Raw genomic sequence first — 12,505 nt, forward strand, 5'->3', positions numbered from 1 at the left:
ATTGGATATTTGCATTCTTAAATAAAATACTTACTCTTTTACTCGCTCCATGTAAGAGCCAGAAGCAGTATCTACTTTAATTTTATCACCTTCATTTATAAATAAAGGTACATTGACTTCTGCGCCGGTTTCTACTTTTGCAGGTTTTGTGGCGTTGGTTGCTGTATTACCTTTTACACCTGGTTCGGTGTACGTAACTTCTAAAACAACACTTGCTGGCATATCTACAGATAATGGCATAGCATCTTCGGTATTAAAAAGAATAGTAACAATAGTACCTTCTTTTAATAACCCAGGAGCGTCTAACGCACTTTCAGGTAGTGTAATCTGATTGTAATCATCCGTATTCATAAAGTGATAGGTTTCTCCTTCTGGATACAAGTATTGATACGAACGTGTTTCCACACGCACATCTTCTATTTTACTACCTCCTGAAAATGTATTGTCTAAAACTTTACCTGTAGTTACACTTTTTAATTTGGTACGCACAAAAGCAGGACCTTTACCTGGTTTTACATGTAAAAATTCAATGATTTTAAAAATATCATTGTTATAACGGATACATAATCCTTTTCTAATGTCTGAAGTTGATGCCATAAATTTCTCTAATTTGTACTAAAATAACCTTTCATAATACCTCTTTGCGAATCTCTAATAAATTGAAGTATTTCATCTCGTTCTGGAGTTGCCTCCATCTCGGCTTCAATTATTTGTACTGCTTGTGAATTATTATAATTTTTTTGATATAGAATTCTATAAATATTTTGAATTTCTCTAATTTTCTCAGAAACAAATCCTCTTCTTCTTAATCCCACTGAGTTAATCCCCACATAAGAAAGCGGCTCTCGTGCAGCTTTTACATAAGGAGGAACATCTTTACGAACCAAAGAACCTCCTGTTACAAATGCATGCTGCCCAATAGATACAAATTGATGCACTGCTACTAAACCGGCTAAAATAACATTGTCGCCAATAGTAACATGACCTGCCAACGTAGAATTGTTGGAAAAAATACAATTATTCCCTACCAAACAATCGTGAGCCACATGGCAATAAGCCATTATTAAGCAATTTTTTCCGATGACGGTTTTCATCCGATCCGATGTACCTTTATGAATTGTTGCACACTCTCTGATAGTGGTGTTATCACCAATAATTACAGTAGTATCTTCACCTTCATATTTTAAATCTTGAGGAGGAGCAGATATTACTGCACCGGGAAAGATATTGCAATTTTTTCCAATGCGAGCACCCTCCATAATGGTGACATTAGAACCGATCCAAGTACCTTCGCCAATTATAACATTATTATGTATTGTGGTGAAAGGCTCTACTACTACATTTTTAGCAATCTTCGCTCCTGGATGAATATAAGCCAGTGGTTGATTCATTTATTTTGTTTTAACTATTTGCGCCATTAATTCAGCTTCGCATACCAATTTATTATTTGCATAAGCGTATGCTTGCATATGGCAAATACCTCTTCTAATAGGTGTTATAAGGCTACAATGAAAAATAAGCGTATCACCAGGAAGTACTTTTTGTTTGAATTTTACATTATCCATTTTCATGAAAAATGTTAAATAATTCTCTGGATCTGGCACGGTACTTAGTACTAAAATACCTCCTGTTTGCGCCATTGCTTCTACCTGAAGTACCCCTGGCATTACTGGTGCTCCTGGAAAGTGCCCTACAAAGAAACCTTCATTCATGGTCACATTTTTCATTCCAACCACATGTTTATCAGATAGCTCTAAAATTCTATCAATTAATAAAAATGGTGGTCTATGAGGCAGTACATCCATTATTTGATGAATATCCATCAAAGGAGGCTGATTCAAATCGTACTGAGGAACATTATTACGTTTTTCTGCCTTTATAATTTTAGATAATTTTTTGGCAAATTGCGTATTTACATAATGTCCAGGCTTATTAGCAATTACTTTACCTCTTATAGGCATACCCGCCAGAGCTAAATCACCTATTACATCAAGTAATTTATGTCTCGCTGCTTCATTCGGGTGATGCAATGTTAAATTATCTAATATACCATTTGGTTTAATAGACAGTTTCTCTTTATTAAAAGCTTTTTCAAGCTTTTTCATGGTATCATTAGAAATTTCTTTATCTACATAAACAATGGCATTATTTAAATCGCCACCTTTAATAAGACCATGCTCTAAAAGCATTTCTAATTCATGTAAAAAGCTAAATGTTCTGGCTTCGGAAATTTCACTTTTAAAATCTGAAATACGATCTAGAGTAGCATTTTGGGTGCCTAAAACCTTAGTACCAAAATCTACCATTGTGGTTACCTGATATTCATCGGAAGGTATAAGCGTAATTTCACTACCTGTTGCTTCATCTTTATAAGAAATTATATCTTTTACAATATATACTTCTCTATCTGCTTCTTGTTCTACAACGCCAGCTTTTTCAAGCGCTTCAACAAAAAACTTTGAAGAACCATCCATAATTGGTGGTTCTGGAGCATTCAACTCTATAATAACATTATCTATTTCCAGCCCCACAAGTGCAGCTAAAACATGTTCTGAAGTCTGAATTTTAACGCCCCTTTTTTCAAGATTTGTTCCTCGTTGTGTATTTACAACGTAGTTGGCGTCAGCCTCTATAATAGGTTCGCCTTCCAAATCAGTACGTTTAAATGCATACCCTGTATTTTCAGGTGCTGGCACAAATTTCATTGTTACATTCTCTCCTGTATGTAATCCTACACCTGAAAGTGTAACCTCTTTCGCAATTGTTCGTTGTTTCGTATTACTCACGGCCAATTTTTTTTTCTAATTCGTTAATCCTATTTATAATTTTTGGTAAATTTTTAAAATGCACATAAGATTTATTATAATCGCCGTATGTTAATGCCGGTGATCCTTGAATAATTTCGCCGCTTTTAATATTTCTACCTATTCCTGATTGTGCTTGAATACGCACATTATCTCCTATAGTTATATGGCCAACGATACCTACCTGACCTCCTATCATACAATGTTTACCAATCTTAGCTGAACCAGCAACTCCAGATTGCGCAGCGATTACCGTATGCTCACCAATTTCTACATTATGAGCTATTTGTATTTGATTATCTAGCTTTACTCCTTTTCTTAAAATGGTAGAACCCAAAGTGGCTCTATCAATGGTAGTACCAGCACCTACATCTACATTGTCCTCTAATATTACATTACCTGTTTGTGGAATTTTATTAAACTCCCCATTGGCATTTGGAGCAAAACCAAATCCATCAGAACCAACTATTGCACCACTGTGTATTACACAATTATTTCCTATGATAGAATCTGAATGTATTTTACCTCCTGCAAAAACAATTACATTATCACCTAAAATAACATTATCTCCTACAAAGGCGTTGGGGTAAATTTTTACATTATTACCTAATTTAGAATTTTCGCCAATATAAGAGAAAGCACCTATATAACAGTTTTCTCCGTATGTAGCAGTTTTATCTATAAAAGACGGATCTTCAATACCTGTTTTATTACTTTTAACTTGATCGTAGTACGACAAAAGTTTTGAGAAGGATTCATAAGCATCATCAACCTTAATAAGTGTGGTGCTTAAATTGTGCTCCGCAACAAAATCTCTATTAACAATAGTTATAGACGATTTAGTGGTATATATATAAGGTGTGTATTTCGGATTTGCTAAAAAAGTAAGAGAACCGTGTTCTCCTTCTTCGATTTTAGCCAATTTATCAACCGCAATATCAGGATTACCCTCAAGATCTCCCTCCAAAATACCCGCAATTTGACTAGCTGTAAATTTCATAAAAGCAAAAGTAACAAAAATAGTTATACAGAAAGTTTAGGATAACACATATAATACTTAGTGCTAATTTTAGAAACCATTTTAGAGCTTAGTTGATCAGAAACCTTAATAACATCAGTGATTCTGCCATTATCTCTTAAAATATTTATATTTTGTTTATTGGCATTATAGGCCTGATTCTGAATGACTCCAGCGTATACAAAGTACTCAATATCTGTTGCGTTTATATTATATTCCTTCATGAACAACTCACGATATTTGAGCAATTTTTCATCTTTAATAGGCTTGTTTTTCACCTTAATATGTAGCAAATCTCTATTCAAAATCATTTGGCATAACTTAGACAATACCTTATCTGATGTGTATTGCCATTGTTTTATTGCTGAAAGTATATCTACATCATCCAACTGTGCAAAACGTTCCAAATCGTTATCAGTAAAATCTGCAATACTTATTTTATTCTTCATAAAATATAATAATGCCGGACTGCACGATAAATTTTCACCTTTAGAAAGCAACTCCTTAGCACGCTTTAATACATTTATCAATAATTGCTCTGCCACAATACCCGTTTTATGTAAATATACCTGCCAATACATAAACCTTCGAGCCATTAGAAATTTTTCAACAGAATAAACTCCTTTATTTTCTATCACCAATTCATTATTAGCAACATTGAGCATCATTAATAAGCGCTCGGAATTTATATTGCCTTCTGCTACTCCGGTATAAAAGCTATCCCGTTTTAAATAATCAAGCCTGTCAATATCTAACTGACTAGAAACTAACTGATTTAAGAATTTTTTAGGGTGGTTTCCTTTGAAAATTTCAATGGCTGTAGTTAAACTTCCGTTAAATTTCTTATTCAGCATTTCCATGAAAAGTAAAGAAATTTGCTCGTGATTTACGCCTTCTACAATACTGTGTTCCATGGCATGTGAAAAAGGCCCATGACCAATATCATGCAATAGAATAGCGCAATAAAGTCCGTCTTCATCTTCTTGCGAAATTGCAATATTCTTAAGCCTAAGCACTTGCACCGCTTGTTGCATTAAATGCAGACACCCCACAGCATGATGAAATCGGGTATGATGCGCACCCGGATATACTAAATAAGAAAGTCCCATTTGTGAAATTCTTCTTAATCGTTGAAAACTAGGTTCAGCAATTAAGTTAAAAACTAAGGAATTGGGTATATTTATAAATCCGTAAATTGGATCATTAAAAATTTCAAGTTTCTTTGATTTTATCAAATTAAAATGATTTATTACCGTCAAAGTTATACAAATTGATTTGAAGTTTAGCCTTCAATAAATACATTTTTGTAACCTTTGTTAAATATGTAAGCTTTAAAATTAATAAATGAACAAAATAACCATTCTTTGGGTAGATGATGAAATAGACTTATTAAAGTCGCACATTTTATTTCTAGAAAGCAAGAATTATAATGTAGTTACCTGTAAAAGCGGTCAAGAAGCACTGGAAGAAGTTGCCAAAACAAGATTTGATATTGTTTTTTTAGATGAAAACATGCCGGGTATTTCAGGTTTAGAAACGCTAACTGAACTCAAAGCAATAGATGTTACTTTGCCTGTGGTAATGATTACCAAAAGTGAAGAAGAGTACATTATGGACGAAGCTATTGGTTCTAAAATAGCCGATTACCTAATAAAGCCCGTAAATCCGAATCAAATTCTACTTTCGTTAAAGAAAAGTTTGGATAATTCGCGCCTAGTATCAGAAAAAACTACTGCAAATTACCAACAAGAATTTCGGAAAATTGCGATGGATTTATCCATGGTAAATACACATACAGAATGGGCAGAATTATATAAAAAACTAATCTCTTGGGAACTTCGTTTAGAAGAAATTGAAGATTCTAGCATGTTTGAGATTTTAGAATCGCAAAAAGTAGAAGCCAATAATCAGTTTGGTAAGTTTATCGATAAAAATTACGAAGATTGGTTTACCGATGAAGATGCTCCTGTATTATCACATACCTTATTTAGAGAGCTTGTAAAACCTGAGCTTAAAGACCAACCTACCCTTTTGGTGGTAATTGACAATTTACGGTATGACCAATGGCTTGCTTTTGAAGATACGGTATCACCTTTTTTTAAGAAAAAGAAAGAAACCAATTACTACAGTATTTTACCAACAGCAACACAATACGCTAGGAATGCCATTTTTTCGGGACTTACGCCACTAGACATGGAGAAAAAGTATCCAGATTGGTGGAAAAATGATACTGATGATGGTGGTAAAAATTTATTTGAAGCCGAATTTTTGGGTGCACAACTAAAACGATTAGGACTTGATTTAACTTGGGAATACCATAAAATTAGCAGCTTAAAACAAGGAAAGCAATTATCGCAGAATTACAAAACACAAAAGAAAAATGATCTAACGGTTATTGTGTACAATTTTGTTGATATGCTCTCGCATGCCAAAACAGAAATGGAAGTTATAAAAGAACTTGCATCTAATGATAAAGCCTACCGCTCTCTTACGCAAAGCTGGTTTAAAAACTCGCCCTTACTAGAAATTATACAGCAAGCACAAAGCATGGGGCAAAAATTGATTATCACCACAGATCATGGGACTATAAACGTTAAGCAGCCATCAAAAGTGGTTGGTGATAAAGACACCAGTCTTAATCTTCGCTACAAAACTGGCCGTAGTTTATCTTACGAGAAAAAAGATGTGTACGAGTCCACCAATCCGAAAGATATTTACTTACCGAGTATCAACATGAGCAGCTCTTTTATTTTTGCAAAGAACGATTTGTTTTTTGCCTACCCCAATAATTATAATCATTATGTGAGTTATTATCGCAACACCTACCAACATGGTGGTGTTTCGTTAGAAGAAATGATTATTCCGTTTGTAGTTTTAGAGCCGAGGTAGTTACTTTGCAAAATGAAAAAAAAATACCAACAAAATGAACTTAGCGAAATCGCTAAAGAACTATTAGCCACAGTGGCTTCTAAAAAATTGTGCTTTCATGGTGAAATGGGTGCTGGAAAAACCACTTTAATAAAAGCCATAGTCAAAGAACTTGGTGGTGATGGCGATGTGAGCAGCCCTACTTTTGGAATTGTCAATCAATACCAAAAATCCGATGGAGCATTGTTAGGCTATCATTTTGATTTTTACCGACTCAATAATGAAAGTGAAGCCTTGGATTTTGGTCTGGAAGATTACCTATATTCCAAAGGATGGATTTTTATGGAGTGGCCTGAAAAAGTAGCCTCATTATTACCTGATGATGTTGCACATATTTACTTACAACTTGTAGATAGTACTACGAGATCTATTGTAGTAGAAAATAATTAATATTTCTTTTGAAAATCTATAATTAATCTGTTGTGCATGATGGATGTACAACTAGAAATTGTCAGTTCGAGTACGTGATTTTTCAATTATTTCATTGAAAAATCAGGTGTATCGAGAACACTTTGGAATAAGAAAGTTTCTCGATACTATTTTCCACCCTAAAAGGGCGTAAAATCACTCGAAATGACATTACTTATCAAAAATAGAATCTAAATGCACAACGGTTTATAATTTCTTAAAAACCAACAGTTCATATATAAAATTCCTTCTATCCCTTTGTAGCCCTAAGTTCACGTATCGTAAAGACATAACTTTTAGTATATAAAATTCGTTGAAATACACATTTTTCGACAAAACGTATCTTTTTTAAGTTAAAATGTGTTATTTTAACGATGAAAAACTTGTAGGATGTAATTTTTTTCCTACATTTGTTTCGAAAATGAAATTAACCTTTTACTAAATTTAATTACGATGAACACAAAAAAACCCCTTTTAGCCTTGGCAGCTATCGCATGTTTCGCATTCACTTCATGTACTTCAACAAGTGCTTCTGATGATGCAGCTTATGAAAATGACTCAATTGAAAAAACAAGAATAAAGGTTCCTGCTAATGGAATTGAAAAAACGAGAATAAAAGTTCCTGCTAACGGATAATAAGAATTTTCAGTTAAAAAAAGGGTTTCTAAATACTAGAAACCCTTTTTTTTTGTTATAGGAATTAGAATCCCCCAAATTGACGAATGATAATGGCCGTAAATAAAAAGTTAAAAGAAAAAAATTCAACCAAGAAAAAATCTAAAAGTTTATTCATAGGTAGTCTCGTGGCTTTATTTATAGCAATCTCACCATATTTTTTTTATATCTACAATTATTTTCCTGATGAACCAGTATTCGAAACTTGGCTATTTACATATGAAAGTAAATTTAATCTAAGTATTTATGTTACCATGTGGTTACTCATGGGCAAACTTATTCCTTTTCTACTTCTAATTTTATGGTTCTTCACTTGTAAACATTGGTGGTATCACATAATTCTTATCCCGATTTCGATGTATGCCTTTCAGATTTTTAGCGCATTAGCACAAGATTCTAATATTATTGATGAAGCAGAAATATACTGGATTATCCCAATTATGCTAGTAATAACTCCTTTTGTGTATTTTATTCGTGTAAAACTTTTTGACAAACATGTATTAGGTATCGACCTAGAGGCTATGGATGCAGAGCTGAAACAATACAAAGAAAAAGAACGCTTACAAAAAGAGAAAGAAGAAGAAGCTAAAAAGTTGTAAATTTGTTTTCACTATCATCTTTTGATGCATAGTTTCCTATATTTAATAGGTATGTTTTACAAGATTTACAGCATATGAATCAGCCAACTTCGCCATTTAGTAAGCAACAATTACTTCCTCAAGAAGAAATGTTGGAGGTGTTACGCCAAAAAGGAGAACTTTATATAGGGATTCCTAAAGAAAATCAATACCAAGAAAAACGTATTTGTTTAACTCCCGATGCTGTAAATGCCATTACAGCCAATGGCCATCGTGTATTACTTGAAGCTGGTGCTGGTGAAGGAGCGCATTTTTCAGATATTGACTATACCAATGCAGGGGCTGAAATTACACGAGACACTAAAAAAGTTTTTGGTTGCTCCATAATTTTAAAAGTGGAACCTCCTACCCTTGCCGAAATAGAACTAATGAATCCGCAAACCACCATTATTTCTGCGCTTCAAATAAAAACCCAATCAAAAAAATACTTCGAAAAGCTTGCTTCTAAAAGGCTTACAGCCATAGCTTTTGAATATATTATGGATGATGATGGCAAATACCCAGCTGTACGTTCCTTAAGTGAAATTGCTGGTATATCTTCTGTATTAATTGCATCAGAAATAATGGCAAATACCAATAATGGCAACGGTCTTATGTTCGGAAACATCAGTGGTGTTCCACCAGTAGAAGTTGTTATCATTGGTGCAGGTACCGTTGGTGAGTTTGCTGCACGATCCGCAATTGGCTTAGGAGCTAACGTGAAAATATTTGACAATTCCATCACTAAGCTAAGAACCATACAAACACATTTACGACAAACAGTTTACACCTCTACCATACAGCCAAAAAATCTTTTAAAAGCTTTAAAACGTTGCGATGTTGCCATTGGTGCAACACGTGGCAAGGATCGTTCTCCAGTAGTAGTTTCTAAAACTATGGTAGAACACATGAAAAAAGGTGCAGTAATTATCGATGTGAGTATTGATATGGGAGGCTGCTTTGAAACCAGTGAAATAACTAGTCATGATAAACCAACAAAGGAAAAGTATGGTGTAATACATTATGCTGTACCTAATATACCATCTCGCTATCCAAAAACGGCATCTATTTCAATAAGCAATATTTTCACACCGTATTTATTAAAAATTGGTGAAGATGGCGGTGTTGAAAATGCGTTGCGGTTTGACAAAGGACTAAGAAATGGTTTGTATTTTTACCGAGGCATTCTTACCAATAAAACCGTTGGAGAATGGTTTGATCTTTCTTACAACGATATTAATTTTCTTATTTTTTAATCCTATTCTATGTCATTTTTAAAGCGATTAGGCTTCTTTATTTTTGGGCTTTCTATTGGTATTGTATTTTTAGTATTTTTTTTTCAAAATAAGTCTAAAGAGACCGGTACAGAATTCTGCTATTTACCAAATTGCAGAGTACTGAAAGATTTACGTTCCAAATCGTATTCTTATTCCGATGAAGTTACTCGCATGCTTGCTAATGGAGAAATTGATTCATTACGAATTAAAGATTTTTTCTTACATGGTGATGTAGACTTTAAAAATAGCGATACAAAATCTACACCTTGCAAAACCTATTTCATTGAGAATGAAACAGAAAGTGGAGCAATGAAAACCTTAAAGGTTACCAATTGCCCCACCAAAATTATTATAGAAAGTATTCAATAATACCTTTTATATTTTTCTTCTTTTTCGCTCTGTTTTAAGCAAATTTAATTCTCGACTTGTTTGCCCTGCAACTGAAGTATTTTCCTCTGCCCTTCTAATAAGGTATGGCATAACATCTCTAACAGGTCCAAAAGGTAAATATTTAGATACATTGTATCCATTTGCTGCTAAATTAAACGAAATATGGTCGCTCATGCCATACAATTGTCCAAACCAAATACTAGAATGGTTTGGAGCTAATTTTTTTGTTTTCATTAAGTCTAGCATTTTATAACAACTCTCTTCATTGTGTGTTCCCATATAAATAGACATGTCATCTAGATTGTCTATCATATACGCCACTACTGTATCATAATTACTATCGGTTTCGGCTTTGGTACTGCATATTGGCGAAGGATACCCTTTTTCTTCTGCACGTTCATTTTCTTTCTCCATATAAGCACCACGAACTACCTTCATCCCTATTTTAAATCCGTCTTTTTTAGCACGTTCCTGAAGCCCTTTTAAATAATCTAACCGATCCCAACGATACAATTGTAGCGTGTTAAATACTACGGCTTTTTTCTTATTGTACTTTCGCATCATGTCTTCAGCTAATTGGTCGGCGGCATCTTGCATCCAACTTTCTTCACCATCAATCAACAAGGCTACATCAAGATCATAAGCTTTTTGACACGTTTTTTCAAAACGCGCTACTACTCTACTCCATTCACTTTTCTCGTCTTTAGTTAGTTCTTTTCCTTCACTTATTTTCTGAAATAAAGCAAACCTACCATAACCAGTTGGTTTAAAAACAGCGAAAGGAATAGCTTCTTTCTCTTTAACAAAATCTAACACCTTAAGAATCATTTCCAAAGCTTCATCTAAAGGATCTTCGGTATCTTTACCTTCCACAGAATAATCCAAAACAGAACTCACACCTTTGGTAAATAACTTATCTACAACAGGTATACAATCTTTTTCATTAACTCCACCACAAAAATGATCAAACACTGTAGCTCTTATCAGACCTTCGACAGGAAGTTTTGCTTTTATGGCAAAATTTGTCATTGCTGTTCCGATTTTAACCAAGGGTTCTTTAGAAATCATTTTAAACAAAAAATAGGCTCTTTCTAATTCAGCATCTGTTTTTAAAGCAAAAGCTGTTGCAGTATTCTCAAAAATAGGATTCATTATTGCTAATTTTATAAGGATTCAAAGATAACCACACATTTTGTATTAATAGAACTAAAAATAGTCTTTATTTTGCATGAAATTTTGAGTCAACTTATACCCTTAGAACAGTATCTTAAGCTAAGATTGCAGCTCTAGAGGGATTTAAAAAGTAAAAAATGAAATCTATTACATCTTCCTCTTATGCAGTGCATTTTAACGAAACTGCCTACACAGAATTAAATGCTCATTTAAAAAAGGCAAATTATTCTAAGGTATTTATTTTGGTTGATGAAAACACTCATAATTTCTGCCTAGCTCCGTTTATGGCTGAAATTGAAGGTGATTATGATTTTGAAATTATTGAAATAGAACCAGGTGAAATTTATAAGAATATTGAAACCTGTACTCAAGTTTGGGAAGTTCTTTCTGAGTTAGATGCAGATCGTAAAAGTGTTCTTATTAACGTTGGTGGTGGTGTAGTTACAGACCTTGGAGGATTTGTAGCCTCTACCTTTAAGCGTGGTATTGATTTTATAAACGTACCTACTACTCTTTTAGCTATGGTTGATGCTTCTGTTGGCGGAAAAACAGGTGTTGACTTGGGAGCACTTAAAAACCAAGTTGGCGTTATAAACCAACCTGTTATGGTTTTGGTTGTTTCTAGCTTTTTACAAACTCTAGAAGAGCGACAACTGCACAGTGGGTTTGCTGAAATGCTAAAACATGGTTTAATACAAGATGCTAATTATTGGAATGATTTAAAGATTTTAAACAATTTTACTCAGCTAGACCATTTAATACATCATTCTGTAACCATTAAAAACAAAGTGGTTTTAGAAGACCCTACAGAGCAAAATCTGAGAAAAATATTAAATTACGGACACACATTGGGCCATGCTGTTGAATCCTATTTTTTAGAAAGTCCAGAGCATGAATTACTGTTACATGGTGAAGCTATTGCGGCTGGTATGATTCTAGAAGGGTTTTTGTCACACAAACTTACAGGCTTACCTTATACTGAACTAGAAACAATTAAAAAAGTTTTTTTAAGCAGGTATTCAAAAGTTGAATTTTCTAAGAATGATATTACTGAAATTTTGAAACTACTTAAGTTTGATAAGAAAAACTCTCATGGTAACATCAATTTTGTGTTATTAAAAAAGATAGGCGAACCACAAATAGATGTTAAAGTGCCACAAGAATTATTAGAACAAGCTTTTACTTACTACAAAGAATAAATACTTCATGCACTAT

The 12,505-nt window shown here is 33.6% G+C and carries 13 protein-coding genes; 7 read left to right on the forward strand and 6 right to left on the reverse strand.

Annotated features, from left to right (window positions below):
• Positions 1-30: 30 nt before the first annotated feature.
• The 5 genes from efp to B8963_RS12455 are packed head-to-tail and all read right to left on the reverse strand — an operon-like array spanning position 31 to position 5,057.
• Positions 31-597 (reverse strand): elongation factor P, encoded by a 567-nt coding sequence (gene efp, locus B8963_RS12435; RefSeq protein ID WP_084061856.1) that lies wholly within the window; start codon positions 595-597, stop codon positions 31-33.
• Positions 598-605: 8 nt separating this feature from the next.
• Positions 606-1,391 carry an acyl-ACP--UDP-N-acetylglucosamine O-acyltransferase gene (gene lpxA, locus B8963_RS12440; RefSeq protein WP_084061857.1) on the reverse strand — a complete coding sequence of 262 codons (786 nt, stop codon included), beginning with the start codon at positions 1,389-1,391 and terminating at the stop codon, positions 606-608.
• Positions 1,392-2,792, reverse strand: a complete 1,401-nt coding sequence (locus tag B8963_RS12445; protein WP_084061858.1) for a bifunctional UDP-3-O-[3-hydroxymyristoyl] N-acetylglucosamine deacetylase/3-hydroxyacyl-ACP dehydratase — start codon at positions 2,790-2,792, stop codon at positions 1,392-1,394. It abuts the gene before it with no gap.
• Positions 2,779-3,804 (reverse strand): UDP-3-O-(3-hydroxymyristoyl)glucosamine N-acyltransferase, encoded by a 1,026-nt coding sequence (gene lpxD / locus B8963_RS12450; RefSeq protein ID WP_084061859.1) that lies wholly within the window; start codon positions 3,802-3,804, stop codon positions 2,779-2,781. Before lpxD ends, B8963_RS12445 begins: the two co-directional genes overlap by 14 nt.
• 23 nt (positions 3,805-3,827) lie before the next feature.
• Positions 3,828-5,057 carry an HD domain-containing protein gene (locus B8963_RS12455; protein ID WP_084061860.1) on the reverse strand — a complete coding sequence of 410 codons (1,230 nt, stop codon included), beginning with the start codon at positions 5,055-5,057 and terminating at the stop codon, positions 3,828-3,830.
• 109 nt (positions 5,058-5,166) lie between these two features.
• Here B8963_RS12455 and porX point away from each other — a divergent pair, with 109 nt between their 5' ends.
• The 6 genes from porX (at position 5,167) to B8963_RS12485 (ending at position 10,096) form a co-directional block, all read left to right on the forward strand.
• Entirely contained in the window at positions 5,167-6,711 is a 1,545-nt protein-coding gene (gene porX / locus B8963_RS12460; protein WP_084061861.1) for a T9SS response regulator signal transducer PorX, read from the forward strand.
• 12 nt (positions 6,712-6,723) lie between these two features.
• The gene (tsaE, locus tag B8963_RS12465) at positions 6,724-7,140 is read left to right on the forward strand and encodes a tRNA (adenosine(37)-N6)-threonylcarbamoyltransferase complex ATPase subunit type 1 TsaE (protein ID WP_084061862.1); all 417 of its coding nucleotides are present in this window, start codon (positions 6,724-6,726) and stop codon (positions 7,138-7,140) included.
• Positions 7,141-7,611: 471 nt separating this feature from the next.
• Positions 7,612-7,794 carry a hypothetical protein gene (locus tag B8963_RS12470; RefSeq protein WP_084061863.1) on the forward strand — a complete coding sequence of 61 codons (183 nt, stop codon included), beginning with the start codon at positions 7,612-7,614 and terminating at the stop codon, positions 7,792-7,794.
• Positions 7,795-7,886: 92 nt separating this feature from the next.
• Positions 7,887-8,432: a hypothetical protein gene (locus B8963_RS12475; protein WP_084062171.1), complete on the forward strand. Its 546-nt coding sequence runs from the start codon at positions 7,887-7,889 to the stop codon at positions 8,430-8,432.
• 74 nt (positions 8,433-8,506) lie between these two features.
• A complete protein-coding gene (locus B8963_RS12480) occupies positions 8,507-9,706 on the forward strand; it encodes an alanine dehydrogenase (RefSeq protein WP_084061864.1) in 1,200 nt (399 codons plus the stop codon).
• Between the two features lie 9 nt (positions 9,707-9,715).
• Entirely contained in the window at positions 9,716-10,096 is a 381-nt protein-coding gene (locus B8963_RS12485; RefSeq protein ID WP_084061865.1) for a hypothetical protein, read from the forward strand.
• A 6-nt stretch (positions 10,097-10,102) separates the two neighbouring features.
• Here B8963_RS12485 and B8963_RS12490 read toward each other — a convergent pair whose 3' ends face one another.
• Positions 10,103-11,269: a proline dehydrogenase family protein gene (locus tag B8963_RS12490; protein ID WP_084061866.1), complete on the reverse strand. Its 1,167-nt coding sequence runs from the start codon at positions 11,267-11,269 to the stop codon at positions 10,103-10,105.
• Between the two features lie 158 nt (positions 11,270-11,427).
• Here B8963_RS12490 and aroB point away from each other — a divergent pair, with 158 nt between their 5' ends.
• On the forward strand, positions 11,428-12,489 hold the full coding sequence (gene aroB / locus B8963_RS12495; RefSeq protein WP_084061867.1) for a 3-dehydroquinate synthase: 1,062 nt from the start codon (positions 11,428-11,430) through the stop codon (positions 12,487-12,489).
• Positions 12,490-12,505 lie beyond the last annotated feature (16 nt).

It is taken from the genome of Cellulophaga tyrosinoxydans (genome assembly GCF_900176415.1).
Lineage (GTDB): Bacteria > Bacteroidota > Bacteroidia > Flavobacteriales > Flavobacteriaceae > Cellulophaga > Cellulophaga tyrosinoxydans.